The 16159-nt window shown below is 43.9% G+C and carries 16 protein-coding genes; 2 read left to right on the forward strand and 14 right to left on the reverse strand.

All coding sequences use genetic code 11. From position 1 onward, the window contains the following. Positions 1-4 precede the first annotated feature (4 nt). The 5 genes from SWOL_RS08020 to SWOL_RS08040 all read right to left on the reverse strand — a co-directional run bounded on the left by SWOL_RS08020 (position 5) and on the right by SWOL_RS08040 (position 6547). Positions 5-1840, reverse strand: coding sequence for a site-specific DNA-methyltransferase (locus tag SWOL_RS08020; protein WP_011640950.1), 1836 nt, complete (start codon positions 1838-1840; stop codon positions 5-7). A 6-nt stretch (positions 1841-1846) separates the two neighbouring features. After that, positions 1847-2608, reverse strand: coding sequence for a DUF4391 domain-containing protein (locus tag SWOL_RS08025; protein ID WP_011640951.1), 762 nt, complete (start codon positions 2606-2608; stop codon positions 1847-1849). A gap of 4 nt (positions 2609-2612) precedes the next feature. Then, complete coding sequence (locus SWOL_RS08030; RefSeq protein WP_011640952.1) at positions 2613-5870, reverse strand: helicase-related protein; 3258 nt, start codon at positions 5868-5870, stop codon at positions 2613-2615. 172 nt (positions 5871-6042) lie between these two features. Continuing rightward, positions 6043-6246 (reverse strand): addiction module protein, encoded by a 204-nt coding sequence (locus SWOL_RS08035; protein WP_011640953.1) that lies wholly within the window; start codon positions 6244-6246, stop codon positions 6043-6045. Positions 6247-6352: 106 nt separating this feature from the next. Further along, positions 6353-6547, reverse strand: a complete 195-nt coding sequence (locus SWOL_RS08040) for a hypothetical protein (protein WP_011640954.1) — start codon at positions 6545-6547, stop codon at positions 6353-6355. Positions 6548-6832: 285 nt separating this feature from the next. Here SWOL_RS08040 and SWOL_RS08045 point away from each other — a divergent pair, with 285 nt between their 5' ends. Further along, positions 6833-7429 (forward strand): ParA family protein, encoded by a 597-nt coding sequence (locus SWOL_RS08045; protein ID WP_011640955.1) that lies wholly within the window; start codon positions 6833-6835, stop codon positions 7427-7429. A gap of 317 nt (positions 7430-7746) precedes the next feature. On the opposite strand, the gene SWOL_RS08050 is transcribed toward SWOL_RS08045, so the two are convergent. From SWOL_RS08050 to modA, 3 genes are read right to left on the reverse strand one after another with little or no spacing between them, the layout of a single operon-like run. Then, on the reverse strand, positions 7747-8820 hold the full coding sequence (locus SWOL_RS08050) for a sulfate/molybdate ABC transporter ATP-binding protein (protein WP_011640956.1): 1074 nt from the start codon (positions 8818-8820) through the stop codon (positions 7747-7749). Then, positions 8801-9526, reverse strand: coding sequence for a molybdate ABC transporter permease subunit (modB, locus tag SWOL_RS08055; protein ID WP_011640957.1), 726 nt, complete (start codon positions 9524-9526; stop codon positions 8801-8803). The genes SWOL_RS08050 and modB overlap by 20 nt, the downstream gene beginning before the upstream one ends. Positions 9527-9558: 32 nt before the next feature. After that, entirely contained in the window at positions 9559-10647 is a 1089-nt protein-coding gene (modA, locus tag SWOL_RS08060) for a molybdate ABC transporter substrate-binding protein (protein ID WP_207635277.1), read from the reverse strand. A gap of 484 nt (positions 10648-11131) precedes the next feature. Between modA and SWOL_RS08065 the strand changes: the two genes are divergently transcribed. After that, positions 11132-12085, forward strand: coding sequence for a helix-turn-helix transcriptional regulator (locus SWOL_RS08065; RefSeq protein WP_011640959.1), 954 nt, complete (start codon positions 11132-11134; stop codon positions 12083-12085). Position 12086: 1 nt separating this feature from the next. Here the strand turns inward: SWOL_RS08065 and recO are convergent, their stop codons facing one another. The 6 genes from recO to SWOL_RS08095 are packed head-to-tail and all read right to left on the reverse strand — an operon-like array spanning position 12087 to position 16156. Further along, positions 12087-12839, reverse strand: coding sequence for a DNA repair protein RecO (gene recO / locus SWOL_RS08070; RefSeq protein ID WP_011640960.1), 753 nt, complete (start codon positions 12837-12839; stop codon positions 12087-12089). Then, positions 12840-13766, reverse strand: a complete 927-nt coding sequence (locus SWOL_RS08075) for a hypothetical protein (RefSeq protein WP_011640961.1) — start codon at positions 13764-13766, stop codon at positions 12840-12842. It abuts the gene before it with no gap. A 15-nt stretch (positions 13767-13781) separates the two neighbouring features. Further along, entirely contained in the window at positions 13782-14450 is a 669-nt protein-coding gene (deoC, locus tag SWOL_RS08080) for a deoxyribose-phosphate aldolase (RefSeq protein WP_011640962.1), read from the reverse strand. A gap of 37 nt (positions 14451-14487) precedes the next feature. Continuing rightward, positions 14488-15369, reverse strand: coding sequence for a GTPase Era (gene era, locus SWOL_RS08085; protein ID WP_011640963.1), 882 nt, complete (start codon positions 15367-15369; stop codon positions 14488-14490). Between the two features lie 5 nt (positions 15370-15374). After that, entirely contained in the window at positions 15375-15773 is a 399-nt protein-coding gene (gene cdd, locus SWOL_RS08090) for a cytidine deaminase (RefSeq protein ID WP_011640964.1), read from the reverse strand. 2 nt (positions 15774-15775) lie between these two features. Continuing rightward, a complete protein-coding gene (locus SWOL_RS08095; RefSeq protein ID WP_011640965.1) occupies positions 15776-16156 on the reverse strand; it encodes a diacylglycerol kinase family protein in 381 nt (126 codons plus the stop codon). Positions 16157-16159: the final 3 nt, after the last annotated feature.

The following is a 16159-nucleotide window of genomic DNA, read 5'->3' on the forward strand; positions in this document are numbered from 1 at the left end:
CTCGCTATATGGTCCGGAAGTCTTCAATGCCGAATTTCTTTAATAGCTGCACGGCATTAGTTTTGACATTATCATCGGCAAAACCGGAGTCCCGGAAAACTACCCGGGCTATTTCCTGGCCGGATTGTTTCATAGCGCCAATAGCTTCAATAACGTCAAGGGTTAGACCATCTTCCAGACAGACAATCATATAGCCCAAGCCAACGGAATAAGCAGTCTTGCCTTTTATCTGAATTTCTTCCAGCGGTATGGTCAGGTCTATGCCGTATATCAGCATAATCTCATACAGCATATCCTCCTGGGTACGGTCTTCTTTAATGGGGTCAACCATGCCTTTAAGGGTTCCTTCCAGTTCTTCAACATCCGGGTCCCATGCCTTGAGATTTGAAGTATCCAGCTTGAATACCTTAAAGCCTATATCCAGGTTTTCAATGCCTTCTTTGTCCTTGTATTCTTCTTTTAAGTTTTCACCGGCGCGGCGAATACGTTCTTTGCCGATTTCACAGATGTTTGGGAAACCAGCTTTGTAAGCTTCAGAGTCTTCGTTGCAAGGTTCTGGTAATTGTACCATTACAAACTTGCGGTTACCATCGTCTTGAGAGTTGAGTTTCATCACAGCATGGGCTGTGGTGGAAGATCCTGAAAAAAAATCTAAAACTATGGAGTCTTTGTTTGTACTAATATTTAATATTTGTTTAATAAGGCGAGTAGGTTTAGGAGTATCAAAAGGAGGTTCACTAAAAAGTTGTTTGATTTCCTTTCTGGCTTCATCATTATGCCCACATTCATCATAAGACCAATATGTAATCGGAACTACTCCTTGTTGTACTTCATTTAAATAACGCTTAAGTTGTGGCGCTCCGTTACCCGTTTGCCCAAAAAACACTCTCCCTTCTTTAATCCACTTATCTATAGTGTTCTTATTAGTGACCCAACACCTTCCTTTGGGAGGATTATATTCAACCCCCGTTGTTGGGTTTATAATCGTAAAATCATATTCTTTTGAGTAAGTCTTTACCGATAAATTATCTGGGCGCCATGGACCATATCCATCATTACTGTCATATTTATATAACGAATTTTGTTTATCTGTCCTGGGTAACAAATTACGAACAAAATTTTCGCTTTTTCTGTAAACAAGTATATAATCTAGAACACTAGAAAACCCCTTTGAATCGTTAGCAGATGCATAATTCTTATGCCAAGCTATGCAAGCAATAAAATTCTCTTCTCCGAAAACCTCATTACAAATCTTTTTTAGGTTATCCAACTCAGTGTCATCAATGCTTATGAAAATAGCTCCATCATCACTTAATAAATTCTTAGCCAATCTTAATCTAGGATACATCATATTTAACCATTCTGAATGATAACGTCCTGCCGTAGCGGGGTTTGCTTTCATTGATTGTTCCGTTTTTTCCTTATAGCTTTTCACATTATCCTTATAATCATCTTTATAGATAAAATCATTCCCAGTATTATAAGGCGGGTCTATGTATATCATCTTTACTTTCCGATGATAAGCCTTCTGCAATAGCCGCAATACCTCCAGGTTATCACCTTCTATGTAAAGGTTTTTGGTGGTATCCCAATCCTTACTTGATTCTTTATCAGGGCGTAGTGTTCCCGTGGATTGCTGCTGGGACAACCGAATACAGTCGCTCTTACCCGGCCAGGTGAACTCATATTTCTCTTTGCCAGTATCAACTTCATCACCGAGCAGGAGCCGAAGCCGGTCAAAATCAATTTTCCCTTCGGTTATGACCTCGGGGAAAAGCTTCTTGAGTTCATCAATGTTGTGTTGAACTAAATCCATGGTCTTACCATCAAGTTTGTTCATTCTTGTTTAGCACACCTCGCTTAATTGAGTTATTAAAGCATCCAGCTGCTGCTGGAGCTGTTGAATCTGTACATGATGTTGCATTTTGTGGGCGAAAGAAGTAACCCGTTTCATAGCGGTGTTCAGGGTGTTAATGGTTTTTTCCAGTTTATCTATCTTATCCAGCATTTCTTGGACCTCATTTACATCAACTTCGGGTGAAGGATATACTCCAATCAAATCAATCACCCCGGTAAGGTAGATGCGGTTGTCGAGAGCCAGGTAAAGCCGGTATAAATTATCGAAAGGCAATGTCTTTAAGGCCAGACTGTCCAAAAAAGCCTTTTGTACCGGCAGCGGGTAAATAGGGTCTACCCAGGGGGAAATGTTAATATCACCCAATACAATAGATGTTGGATCGTTTTTGTTTAACCTTTTCAGGGCGGTGCTGAAACGAACCTGCTGCCGGTAGCAGAAAATAATAAGCAGTGGATAAGGAATAGCGGTATGAATAATATGGGCTACCTTTCCCTCCTGGCCCTTATTCTTTAATTCTACCAATAAATAAGCGATATCACTAATGTTGTATTCTTCGTTTACGAACGGAGCAACCCGCAGGGAATCACTGTTGAGTATTGCTACGACTTGTACTAACTGGATCTCATTAACAAAGGTTTTAATGTCTCTTTTGCTTAATTCAGCATTGCGATAAAATGTATTTTTAGGCATACGTCTTTGCATACGGGCTTTAGGGGGCAGGTTGAATATTTCCATCAAGGTTTTAAGCATTTCATCACCTTACAATTAAGAAACTAATCAACTCAAAATCATCCAGGCCATGCAATTGCTCATCAAGTATTCTGGTTCCTCCCAGGGTAAACAATGATTCTATGCCCTTTTCCTCTTTGATGCCGATAATACTGTTAACCGCGGTTTCCAGTAAATGCGAATACTTATGCATGTTGGCACCATCGCCAGTTTCACTATTAAAAGTGTCACATAGTTCCTTATATATATCCTGCTCTCCGGCACATAGTCCCTTGTAGATATCCAGGATTTTCTTAGGCTGGGTATGGGCATAACGGATGGTACCCTCATCACCGATATAGACCAGATAATAGGGATGCAGGGAATTGGCCTGCCGCTCCCGGTCGCTGCTGTCGGTTTGCTTAAGGCAGAATAGGATTCCAGGGATTGCCTCTTCTTGTAGTTTGGGTTTGATTGGTACCAGGGCATGGAGGCCGGTGGGGGCCTTTTCTAATCTTCCGGGGTTGGTATTCATAAAGCGAATTAAATCCATGCGGAAATCATCCAGGGTTAAATCAGTGATAGATATGCCTCCGGATAAATCCTCCATGTCCAGGATCTGATTCTGCAGCTGCTGTAGCTGTTGGCGGCGGTACTCCAAATCATTCATCAGGTCTTTCTCGCTAAATTTAATCAGATTCTCTTCACCGGTAGCAGAGACGTCCATCAGCACCATGCGATTTGAAACCCGCGCCTCCAAATTTATATACTCGTCCAATTCAACATTTGGCCAGAAGTTAATCAGTTGGACTTTATCGTTTTGGGAACCCAGGCGATCTATGCGGCCAAAGCGCTGGATGATACGAACCGGATTCCAGTGAATATCGTAATTAAGCAGATAATCACAATCCTGCAGGTTTTGTCCCTCAGAGATGCAGTCGGTAGCAATTAGTATATCTATTTCATCCACCAGTTCAGGTGATATTTCCGTACGAGACTTTGACAAGGGGGAGAAGCTGGTAAGAATAGAATTGTACTCTCTTCTTATACCTTTCATATTAGTACGTCCGGCATCAGTACCGGTTACCAGAGCTGAATACAACCCATGCTGTTTGTACGCCCAGGGCGCAATATTATCATAAATATAACGAGCAGTATCAGCATAGGCAGTGAAAACCAGAACTTTTTTATTACCGGCATTTACCGGGTGTTTTTGTTTATCATCAATAAGCTTAATCAAATTTTTCAATTTAGAGTCACGGTTGGCATCAATTTGATTAGCTACATCATAAAGATACTGAAGTTTTTTCTGGTCCTCTTCCAGATCCTGCCGCAGGCGTATGAGATCTAAATCGTTTAGTAAAACCTTAACCTTGTTACCCAGCAGTAAATCTTCATACTGGGGATCATCTATGTCTATTTCACTAATATCCGCATCTTTAAAATATTCCTCGCTACAGTTATTTATCATATCCAATGCAGCATTAACATTGTTCAATAGTCTTTTTACCGACATGCAAAAGGAATTTACCGAACTTTCCAGCCGTTTAAAGAGGTTAATACGAATTAAGCCGATTAAACTTAACTCACGATCAGTCTGGCGGAAAACTGATCCCTGTAACTCAATATCATATAAATTGCTGTAAGCCCTGGTTCGTTCAGGCCTAACATAGCTTAAAGGCTTGTAAAGGGAAAGATGGAGCTTGCGAATCAAGGTATTAACGGCTTTTAACTGCGGGAATTCTCCCTGCAAATCAATTTCGGCTTTAATACTTATAGGGTCAAGGCGTTTGGGAAAATCACCAATATCATCAGTTTTATAATACCTCTGGATATGCCTGCGGCTGCGGGCTATGGTCAGAGTATTTAACAGGGTGAAGTAGTCAAAATTTAAGGCGTTTAAAAGGGCTTCGGTAGTTCTCCTATCATCCGGTAGTTCAGTCCAACGTTTAAAGCGCTTTTGGGCTTCTTTCAAGGTTATCTCGATGCTTTTAATACCGGTGCTGGTGTGCAGAGCCCGGTCATTACCTTCGATAATAAAAGCAATCTGGTTTTTGAGGTCATTCATGCGGTTATTAACTGGAGTAGCGGATAACATAAGCACTTTGGTTTTAACCCCGGCTTTAATAATGTGCTGCATTAATTTTTGATACCTGGTTAAGCGACCTTTTACCGGAGGGTTATTTCTGAAATTATGCGACTCATCTATTACTACCAGGTCATAATTACCCCAGTTCAAGGTTTCCAGATTGATATCTCCAGATTTGCCGCTTTCCCGGCTAAGGTCGGAATGGTTTAGGAGATCATAATTAAAACGATCCTGGCTAAGAATATTACGGACATCATTGTTGGTATAAACACTCCAGTTTTCCCGCAATTTCTTAGGAGCCAGGACCAGTACCCGGTCATTTTTCAGTTCGTAATACTTAATTACGGCCAAAGCTTCAAAAGTTTTGCCCAAGCCCACACTATCAGCCAGGATGCAGCCGCCATGGTGTTCCAGCTTGTTAATTGCCCCAATAACACCATCTTTTTGGAAGTTATAGAGCATGTTCCAGATACGAGTATCAGCAAAACCGGTACGCTGGCCCATTATATCCTCTTCATCCATTTCCTCGACAAATGATTTGAAGATATTATAGATGGTTACAAAGTATAAGAACTCCGGGGAGTTCTCCACAAAAAGGTGAGATATATTTTCTAAGACCTGCTCCTTTACATCCTCTATCATATCGGGATGATCCCAGATTTCATCAAACCAGCTCAATAATTCCTTGATGTTTTCCGGCTCATTGCTGACGATGTTTAATTCCATATTAGAGTGCCCTTTAAGCCCGAGGCCGCTGACGGTAAAGTTTGAGCTACCCACAATAGCGGAATCGTTACCCCCGGGGTTTTGCATAATATAGGCTTTGCCATGGAGAAAATCGGGTTTTACCAGGGATCTTATTTCCACCTTCTGCCTAATCCAGGCTGAACATTCCAAGGCAATGTTTTTCTGGGTGAGACTGTTTTTCAATTTTATTTCTACATCAGTACCGGCAACAGCATTCTCACGCCCAGTTTTTTCCATGATAAACTGGCGGTTCTCCTTAAAGTTTTCATCCCGGACAAAAGTGGGTTCGCCAAAAAGGAATCGCAGTTGCTCTATCTTATTTAGCTGGGCCTTTAATTCGTTATAAGCGTAGATAGTGAAGTAAGCTGATACGATTGAAAGCCTGGCGTTTTTGTCAATGTTCTCTGCCAGGTAGTCGCCGACATTGCCACGTCGGCGGTTATCCAAAATCTGTTTAATCGGAAACACCTCGAATCATAGCCTGAGTAATTATGACATACCACCTTCCATGCATTCCCCATTATATTTGCGTTTACAGGTGTTTAAATTTCCGCATGAAATCATAATTCGTCTCTATCTACCCAGTAGTTTGGTTTTCGGTGTTGGTGCGCTACTGCAATTATAAAAATGTGATCACTTTCTACTGAATAAACACCTCTTCCATTGGAATACCTTCCAACCTTCCTTCTCTGTATGCCGCAAGTCTTTTTTCTGCTTCCTCTGCCCATAACTCATCAAGCTTCCGGTCAGGCTCATCTATACTCTTGATTAAACTTTCCACCAGTATGAATCTCTCTTCAATTTTAAGCTTTAATGCCTGTTTTAGGATTTCATCAGTACCCATGTTTTCACCTCTTCTTCAAGAAAAAATAAGTGTTTTTCTTTCCGTAGTTTTTTAGTCCTTTTATCGCATTGTAGCATATCAATACTTTTTTGTTGCAATTTTACCCTTAAGACACCCAAAGAGTAGCCTTTATTCCGTTATGCATTCCTCTTTGTCTACTCCACTCAGGGATCAGATTTTCCATGTATTCGGTTTGCCCATCACTCTGCACCACGGCGAATTTATCCGGGTACAGGTCAACCAGGGAGTTGGCCAGGGAAAAGACGGATACATCATATTTTTCTCCGGCCTGCTTACGCAAGGCATGCAGGGAGACTGCTGAAGCCGGGAGGTCGTGGGCCAGAATATCGCGGGGCTTAACTTAACATTTGTTATTATCATGTTAACATATTGAGGGGTGGTGAATGGTTGAAGTGTATTTTCGAATAGGTAGCAGAATTCCAGCAAGTAATAATTGGATAAATTAAATAGCCAAAAGCCTCTTTATGATATACTGGATGATATACTGGGAGTGTAAAAGGATGGGGTGGGTTTTCCCTCCTCTTATGATTAGGAAAGTCGTACAGCGGGCATGGAGGGTTGGGCTTTGATAAAAGTTATAATGATTATTTCTAATCGTCCCGCTTGCGGGCAAACAACGGTGGCGGTTAACCTGGCCAGTGGTTTAAGCCGTAAAGGATACCGGGTATTGATTGGAGATACTGGAAATAATAAAAAGCTGTGCCATTGGCTGGGTATTGACCGGCAAGAAGCAGGAACGAAAGCGGCAAAGCCTTTAGAAGATATAGCCCAGGCCAAAATATTCAGCTCTCGCCTGGGTATAGACCTGCTGGAAGTTTTATTAAATCCGGGGGGTTTTGCAGCGGCGAATTACTCACCTCACCTGGAAAAGCTGGCCTATGATTACCTGTTGTTAGCGCCTGCATCCAGTGAAGAATGCAATTGTCTAAGTGCTATGGCCGATGCTTTAATAGTCTGCAGCGATCTCACCGCTGCTAATGAACTGGAGGAATTAAAAAACCTGGAGGAATTGTGGCGAGCTTCCAGGATAAATGCAGGCGGAATTAACCTTATTCTGCCCAACAAGATAAATACCAAGGAATGGGAGCATAATATAGAGCAATTATCTATCCTGGCCGATTATTTCGGTTATGAACATATAGCCGACCCTATTCCCACTTGAGAAAGGATACATGATTTGCCCCGGGAGGAGCGAACGGTTTGGGAGTTAAGCCAGGAAAATCTCCACTCTGCTTTTATGAGCCTGGTAGATGCCGTAGAATCATTAGACAGTTTTACAAATAAGTAATAAAAAGTACGGGGTAAGAGCCTGGAAGCTTATCTCCATACAGGATGGAGTAGAAAGCCACCTGTTTGCCGCCGCAAATAGCTTTATAAGCATCGGAAAATTTACTTTGCTCCCGCCTAAAAAGAAAGCCCCTAAAAGGGGCTTAATTAAGGAGAGTTGTATTATTAAACTACTTGATTAATAATCCAGTCTTATTCAAGCATAATGAAGATTTTGTCCGCCGGTAAATTGAACTGGTAGCTATCGCCTCGGCTAAGGTTAATAGCTTCTGTTCGAGGTATTCGTGCTTCCAAAATCTTTTCGCCCCCACTTCCCGCAAGCGAGCAGCGGATTATATAACTGGATATCTCTTCTATGACCTCTTCCACCAGAACTGCTATGATGTTTTCCCCGTTGTCCTTAATCTGAATATACTCCGGGCGTATGCCCAAAGTAACTACCTGCCCCGTTTTCCACTCTTCTCCCGCTGCCCTTTCCACCTTGAGCCTGGTTCCCAGGCCACTCAATTCCAGATTAAGGCTGCTACTCTCCACTTCCTGGACAACCGCCGGGAGGAAGTTCTTAACCCCGGTCAGGCGAGCTGCGACTCGGTTGGAGGGGCGGTTGATCACCTTTTCTTTTTCTCCGAATTGCAGCAAACGCCCGGCTTCATATACTGCTATCTTGGAGCTCAGTTTATAAGCTTCGGCCAGGTTATGCGTTACAAAAAGGATATGGCCGGGGAAAAATTCATGAATTTCCAAGAGTTCTTCCTCCAGCCGCTCTTTAACAATACTGTCCAATGCGGAAAAAGGTTCATCAAGCAAGAGCACTTCCGGCTCGGAAACCAGAGCCCGGGCCAGGGCCACCCGCTGTTGCTGCCCGGCAGACAACTGCCCGGGATAACGCTTCTCCAAACCGGATAAACGCATTTTCTGCAGCCAGAGTCTGACTTTTTCTTTAACATCCTCTACCGGCAATTGCCGTATGCCAAAGGCGATATTATTAAAAACATCCATATGGGGAAAAAGGGCATAATTTTGAAAAACAAAACCCATATTTCTTTCCCGGGACTTAATATTAACCCCACTGCTGGAATCAAACAACAGTTTTTCGTCCAGGGCTATCCGCCCCTCATCCGCCTGTATCAGACCGGCAATACACTTCAAGGTCATGGTCTTGCCGCAGCCGGAAGGACCTAAAATAGCCAGTATCTCTCGCTCCACGGCAAAAGATACCTCCAGTTTAAAGCCAGGCAGTGATTTCTTAATCTCTATATCCAGCATCTATCACTACCTCCTTTACCATGGGCTGGCCGCTCCTCCAGGAAGAATACTGGCGGCTCTTCCAGTAATTCAAGGCAATGATACTGGCAAAGGAGATTAGCAGAATGGCCAGTACCCATTTCAGAGCCTGATCCGATCGCCCGGCTTCCACCGCAAAATAGATCGCCAGGGGCGCGGTCTGGGTTTTTCCCGGGATATTCCCCGCTAGCATCAAAGTGGCCCCGAATTCACCCAGGGAACGGGCAAAGGCCAGAATGGTACCGGCGGCTATACCCGGCCAGGCCAGCGGCATACTGACCTTCCAAAATACGGCCCATTCCGTAGCCCCTAAAGTACGGGCGGCATCTTCGAGGTTAGGCTGTATTTGTTCGAAGGCAGCCCGGGTGGCCTGGTACATCAGAGGAAAAGCTACCACAGTGGAAGCAATCACCGTTGCCGACCAGGAGAATATCACCGTTTTATCAAAATATAACAATAATTGCCCCAGGGGGCCGTTTTTCCCAAAGATAAGTAAGAGTCCAAATCCTAAAACAGTGGGGGGCAAGACCAGGGGAAGAATAAACAAACCGTCCAGCAGGTTCTTGCCCTTAAAATCTCCATAGGCCATCCAACGAGCGGCAGCAATGCCCAGGATAAAGGTAATAAAGGTTGCGGTGCCCGCTGTTTTAAGTGAAATCCATATCGGAATTAATTCGGCTTCGGTCATGATTACACCGCCTTACCGGCTATCCTTAAGCACTACTTGACCAGCGAGAAACCGTATTTGGCGAATACTTCTTTAGCGGCGTCACTGCTGAGGAAATCCACAAAACTCTGAGCCGCTTCCGGGTTCTTGGTGCCTTTAACTACTGCTGCCGGGTATACGATGGGGGTATGAGTATTTTCTTCAGCTATGCTGAGTATCTGCACCTTGTCCGATATCTTGGCATCAGTCAGATAAACCATCCCGGCTTCAACATTGCCGCTTTCCACATAAGCCAGAACCTGTCTTACATCTTTGGCATAAACCACCTTGTCCTTTAACGCATCCCACAAACCCATTTTAGTAAGGGTTTCCTTGGCATATTTCCCGGCGGGAACCGAATCAGGTTCGCCAATGGAGATAAGCGAAGCTTCCTTCAGCGTGCTAAAGCCTTTGACCTTGGCTGATTCTTTGGGACCAACCAAAACCAAACGGTTCTTCAAGAGGTTTTTGCAGCTCTCATCGACAATGAGCTTCTTGTCCTGCAGAGCCTTCATTTGCTTGGTGGCAGCAGAAATAAACACATCAGCGGGAGCACCCTGTTCAATCTGTTGCTGCAGGGCCCCCGATGAACCGAAGTTAAAAGTGAGTTTTACATTTTGGTTTTGCTTCTCATAAATTCCTTTCATCTCATTCATGGCATCAGTCAGGCTGGCAGCAGCGGAGATAATGAGTTCACCGCTTACCGCTTTGGCCGGGGGTTGTGCTGTAACTTCTGCTTTGGGCGTAGTGACACTGGGCGCCGCCTTGACCGGAGCAGCAGCTTGAGTGGTAACAAGCAGGTAACGGCCAAATACATAACCAACTTTTCCGTCCGCTGCGGTCACTTTATACCAATCACCTGATTTTTCGGCAATGGTCATCAAGCTTCCCCGGGTATAGGACTTTATAACCTTATAATTCATACCCGGACCGGTTCTGAAGTTTAACGCACTGGCATTAACCGAACATTGATCCCCGGCTTTCCATACCAAATCACCCGCAGCTGCTGGATTGGCCGCGAAAGCTGTTCCCGCCATACAGAGTACAAAAATCAACGCCACTAAAATACTAATCCGGGCTTTTACTTTTTTGTTATGTCGCATTAATAATTCCTCCTTAATTATTTGCCTATTGCTGGAAAGGGCTAAGCACGATTTATTAATTAGAAACTAAAATTGATGTTACTGCAAAAATTTATAAACATGCATTAGCGTGCATAAAAAGGGTTTTTTGCAGTGGAACCAAAATTAATTAATTTAATGCCTTATGGCGAAAATACCCTATATAGAGGGCATGGCTTATCTCCCCCCTCCTTAAAATTTTCGCGCCTGCTCTTTCTTAAAGCTTCTTATGAAAGCATAAATACCTTTTCATAGAACTATACAGGATTTTAGCTCATGTTGCCTTTCCTGGGTTTATGTAGGTTTGTGTTTATTAATATAACATATTTCAACAGAAGATAACACAACTTTGCATTAACCTTCTATTATGCTAGAATGTTAACAGGTTTGGAGGTTGGACAAGTCTGAAAGAAATTCTTTCATCACGTTTTGTGCCTGAGCGTTAGCGAAAGGAATGGTTATAATTATGAAAGAAGACAGTTCTTTAACTCCTCAAGAAGTCGCCGATTTATTGAAAATAACCAAATATACAGTTTATGAAATGGTAAAGCGAGGAGAACTCCCAGCTTATCGCATAGGCCGGAAGATTAGGATTGAACAGCGGGATGTTGATGCTTATATAAAGCAAGGCAAAAAGTTAAAATATAAAGATATAGATACACTTGAAGCATCACCCAGGACACAAGCAGCCCGACAGGATTATCTTTCAACCTCTCCAGGCCTGGTGATTTGTGGTCAAGATTTGCTTTTAGACATCCTGGGCCGCCACCTGGAAAACCATAGCCAGGGTTGCCGGGCGTTCCGCCATAATATTGGCAGTTTTGCTGGTCTTCTCCAGCTTTATCAGGGTGAATCGGATATGGCTGGTGTTCATCTCTGGGATAGTGACAGTGAAAGTTATAACATACCTTATGTTCGCCGCATGGTTCCTGGTATACCTACTTTGATAATACACCTGGCCATGCGCCAACAAGGATTTTATGTTGCCCGCAGTAACCCCCTGGGAATTAAAGGTTGGGCAGATTTGACCATTCCTGGTCTTCGTTTCATTAACCGGGAACCTGGTTGTGGTACCCGGGTGCTTTTGGACGAGCACTTATATCAAATGAAACTTGATCGGCGTAAGATTAATGGCTATGAAAGGGAAGAAACATCTCACCTGGCTGTGGCCAGTGCTGTAGCCCGAGGAACTGCAGACCTGGCTTTGGGAAATGAGAAGGCTGCCCTGCAGGTTCGGGGTATTGAATTTATTCCCCTGCAAAAAGAGCGCTACGAACTGGTAATTAGAAAAGAGGACCTGGACAAGGCCGAAATTAGGGCGGTTTTGGACATCCTTAATTCCGCTGCCTTCAAATCGGAGTTAGAGGGCCTGGGGGATTATTGTTTGGAGGAAACCGGAAGGATAGTGGCAGAAATTTAGCTTAGTACCTGGGCATACTCCTTTTCAAAATTGACATGGCCTTTTTTAGATTAAACTTTCTTTCCAGATAATATTCCAGATATTTTTCTAAAAAATACTCCAGTTCTTTCTGGGCCTTATTTGAGACCCTTACCCTTTCCACAGTAGCCAGCCGTGATCTTCCCAGAAGACTGATCAGGGCCAGGGTCTCTTTGGACAGGCTGACTGCTCCAGAAGCCTGATAGCTGCAATCCCGGCACAACATTCCTCCGTCAGGAAGACTAAAAACTTTTAAGTCATCCTTTTTCCCACAAAGTACACAATGATCCAGCAACGGGCTATAACCTAGATTTACCAGCAGGTTCATCTCAAAATACCTTATTAGCATGGGATTATAACCGCTGTGGTTGAGATGGGAAAGAACCTCCAGGGTGCTGGTATAGAGGCGGGGAATGGCTACCCCCTCCATCAAACTCTTATCCAATAATTCCATCAAATACAAAGCATAAAGGGAGCGTTCAAAATCCTCCCGGGTATTGCCGTAAAAATCCAGCAGTTTTCCCTGAGTAATTAAATTCATCCCTTTACCCCGACTAAAAAAAAGCGATGAATGACAAAAAGGCTGGACACAAGCCCGTAAGCTGCTACGGGGCTTTTTGATTCCGCGGGCCACTGCTTTCATTTTACCCTCGTGTTCGCAAAATATAGTAACCAGTTTGTCGCTTTCCCGGTAATCCATGTTCTTTATTACTATGGCTCGACTACGAAGATACATTTACTTCCCACCCCAGAATACACTGCTTACTTTTACTGCTTCATTAACTATTTGAGCCGGCAATCCGCTGCTCTGGCTTACTTTCTTCATAAATTCTCCTGCCTCTTCCGGGCTGATACAGCCATAATCAAAGGCCAGATATATCTTACGGGCGTCCCCCACTCCCAAAACACGCAAGCGCTGACAAAATAATTCGGGGTTTTGGGCATACTCATAGTTCACATAAGCAAAAATTATCCCGTTGTACTTGCTCATTCGGCTCTGCAGCATGATTTTCCCGGTATTGCTTTCCCTATCACGGTAATACGATGCAGCCATTATTCGACGAGTTATAATGGAGAGGGAGTAGTGATTCTTAACCAGGGCCAAACGAGGGATTCTGACAATTACCGCAGGACAGCCAACTTCCTCAGCCAAATCCCGTATGGTCTCAACTTTCATACCATCGAGCATATAAGTATGAACCGCAAAACCGGCCAGTTCTGGAACGAGAATAATATCTGGAGCCATCCCCAGAGTGGGGAGATGGTGTCCTCCATCAAATACTACTACCCGGTAGGCCTGAGCCGCTATGCGGGGTAAATACTCCTGTCCATCTTTACTGCTATGCCAGGTGTCTATAGCAGAACACTCGATTATGACCTGGTATTTTTCAGCTAGCAGCCTTTCCATTTCATTTTTAATTCCTTGATTGGTGTCGTCAGGAATTACTGCCGCTACTCTGCTGGTCCGCAGAGGAATAGTCGTCTGCCTTAACCCCGGATTATATAGAAAGTCAAGTTGGCATGATGAGCTAACCCATCGGCCATATAAATCCAATACCCGGTTGTAACCCAGGCTTTTCAAGCATTCGCTGGGATTGTTCATCATTATGGCAGTATAAAAAGCTAGCAGAATAATACAAAGGCTTATCCGCTTTATCCACATTAAAGGGCAGTCTCCTTACTGCCCTCCCCTTTGCCGGTACTCCTCCAGCAATGCCCCTGCACTGCTGCTCCCTATTCTGTCAACCCCTGCTTTTAGTAATTCAAGGGCAAAATCCAGGCTCTTTATGCCCCCGCTGGCTTTAATCTTTAAATCCTTTCTTTGGCGGGATTCTCGAATAATCTCAATATCCTCCAGGGTAACACCCCGGCTGGAAAATCCAGTAGAAGTCTTAATAAAATCTGCTTCGCTATTACCTAGCAAAACGCTTATATCCTGCAGTTCCTCCTTGCTAAGCAAAGCTGTTTCCACGATAACTTTGAGCAGAAAAACATATTCTTCCCTTAAACGAAGCAATTCCTTGATCTCTTTTTCCACCAAGCGGAAATCCTTATCCTTGAAAGCACCAATATTCATTACCATATCAAGTTCAGCCGCCCCCATTTGCAGGGCTCGCCGCGCTGAATCCACTTTACTCGTCCAATGATCGGCTCCCAGGGGAAAAGCTATTACCGTACAAGCCTTGACCGGAGTTCCACTCAGGAGGTGGCAGGCCAGTTCCAGGCGGAAAGGATTAACACAAACAGCCGCCATCTGGTACTGCCGGGCTTCTTGACATAACAATTCGATGTCACTGGCCCGGGCTGCAGCTTGCAAATTAGTGGAATCAAGATATTTAGCCAGCATAATAGCCATCCTTTAGCGTTTTTACCTTCTCTTCCTTCTACATACGATAGCCGAGCTGATTCAGGGTACCCTCGTTATCACGCCAGTTCTTTTTAACCTTAACCCATAAATCGAGATAAACAGCCGTATCCAATAAGCTTTCAATATCCTGGCGGGCCTGCTCCCCGATGGTCTTTAACATTTGACCCTTTTTACCGATTAATATCCCCTTTTGGGAATCCCTTTCCATATATATGGCAGCCCTAACATAGACCTTACCATTGCTTTGCTTTTTGAATTCTTCCACTTCCACCGCCAGTGAATGCGGAACCTCATCACGGGTGAGCATTAAAGCCTTCTCCCTTATTAATTCAGCTATAAGTAAATAGATGGGTTGGTCGGTAAGGTCATCCTCCGGATAATAGAGGGGTCCTTCCGGCAAGGCATCCAGCGTTTTGTCTATCAAAAGCTGCAGATTAGTACCACAAGCGGCTGATATAGAAACTACCTCAGAAAAACTCCTCTGCTGGTTAAAGATTTGAATATAATCCTTTACTTCTTGCTCACTAACCAGGTCAATTTTATTAACCAGTAAAAAAACCGGTACCCTGGCGTCTTTTAATTGTTCCAGGATAAAGCTCTCACCGCCGCCAAAAGGGCGGGTTACATCAGTCATATAGTATATTATATCTACCTCTTCCAGGCTGCGCGCAGATACCTTTACCATGTATTCACCCAAGAGGTGCTTGGGTTTATGAATACCAGGGGTATCAACAAAGATTACCTGCCCCCTTTCACAGGTATATATGCCCTGAATTCTGGTTCTGGTTGTCTGGGGCTTCTCCGATACTATAGCGATTTTTTCTCCGATAATTGTATTGAGCAGAGTAGATTTTCCCACATTGGGGCGGCCCACAATACTTACAAATCCAGATTTCATCTATTTTACTCCTCCTGTTTTCCCAGTGAAAAGATTTGTGGCAGCATGTCCTGCAAAGCATATTCCTTATAATGGTCTTTTTCATCAGTAATTATTAGCTTCATTTCCGGGGAAAACTCAGCCAAAACCTGTAAACAGGCCCCACAGGGAAAAACATAACCCTGGCCGCTAGCTACTACGGCTAACAGTGCAAAATCTCTTTCCCCATCATTAACTGCTTTAAATACGGCAGCCCGTTCAGCACAAATGCTTAAACCATAGGAGGAATTTTCCACATTACTCCCCGTATAAACCTTGCCCCCTGCAGACAAGAGAGCAGCCCCTACCTGGAAGTTGGAATAAGGGGCATAGGCATTTTTTTGAGCTTCACGAGCCCGTTTAAGCAGTTCTTCCCTGCTGCTCACATTCAGCCGCCTCCTGCAAAACTAAGCAAATTAAGCAAATATGGTCCAAAAATAAGAAAGGCCATGATAACGGCCATGATAGCGGTTAATAAAACAGCTCCGGCAGCCAGATCCTTGGCCGCTTCAGCCAGCGGGTGATAGCTTTCTGTCTGCAAATCCACCGCCTTTTCAATAGCGCTGTTAATAGTTTCTGCCACCAGGACGATAAAGATAGTGATTAACAATAATCCCCATTCCCAGCGGGTTACTCGCAGAAATAAACCCAAACCCACAGCCATAATAGCTGCTACTCCGTGAATCTTCATATTCCTTTCCCGCTGGAAGACATAGGCTATTCCCGCCAGGGCACAGGCAAAACTCCTCTTTAATCCAGTCCCTTTCATCCT

The sequence above is a fragment of the Syntrophomonas wolfei subsp. wolfei str. Goettingen G311 genome, from assembly GCF_000014725.1.
In the GTDB taxonomy this organism is placed as follows: domain Bacteria; phylum Bacillota; class Syntrophomonadia; order Syntrophomonadales; family Syntrophomonadaceae; genus Syntrophomonas; species Syntrophomonas wolfei.

What these genes read in the sequence shown, in the direction of transcription:
- deoC (WP_011640962.1), bottom strand. Translation starts at nt 14,450, where the DNA reads ATGCTGGCTAAATATCTTGATTCCACTAATTTGCAAGCTGCAGCCCGG.
- SWOL_RS08035 (WP_011640953.1), bottom strand. Translation starts at nt 6,246, where the DNA reads ATGGGTACTGATGAAATCCTAAAACAGGCATTAAAGCTTAAAATTGAA.
- SWOL_RS08095 (WP_011640965.1), bottom strand. Translation starts at nt 16,156, where the DNA reads ATGAAAGGGACTGGATTAAAGAGGAGTTTTGCCTGTGCCCTGGCGGGA.
- modB (WP_011640957.1), bottom strand. Translation starts at nt 9,526, where the DNA reads ATGACCGAAGCCGAATTAATTCCGATATGGATTTCACTTAAAACAGCG.
- SWOL_RS08020 (WP_011640950.1), bottom strand. Translation starts at nt 1,840, where the DNA reads ATGAACAAACTTGATGGTAAGACCATGGATTTAGTTCAACACAACATT.
- recO (WP_011640960.1), bottom strand. Translation starts at nt 12,839, where the DNA reads ATGTATCTTCGTAGTCGAGCCATAGTAATAAAGAACATGGATTACCGG.
- SWOL_RS08050 (WP_011640956.1), bottom strand. Translation starts at nt 8,820, where the DNA reads ATGCTGGATATAGAGATTAAGAAATCACTGCCTGGCTTTAAACTGGAG.
- era (WP_011640963.1), bottom strand. Translation starts at nt 15,369, where the DNA reads ATGAAATCTGGATTTGTAAGTATTGTGGGCCGCCCCAATGTGGGAAAA.
- SWOL_RS08025 (WP_011640951.1), bottom strand. Translation starts at nt 2,608, where the DNA reads ATGCTTAAAACCTTGATGGAAATATTCAACCTGCCCCCTAAAGCCCGT.
- SWOL_RS08075 (WP_011640961.1), bottom strand. Translation starts at nt 13,766, where the DNA reads ATGTGGATAAAGCGGATAAGCCTTTGTATTATTCTGCTAGCTTTTTAT.
- modA (WP_207635277.1), bottom strand. Translation starts at nt 10,647, where the DNA reads ATGCGACATAACAAAAAAGTAAAAGCCCGGATTAGTATTTTAGTGGCG.
- SWOL_RS08065 (WP_011640959.1), top strand. Translation starts at nt 11,132, where the DNA reads ATGAAAGAAGACAGTTCTTTAACTCCTCAAGAAGTCGCCGATTTATTG.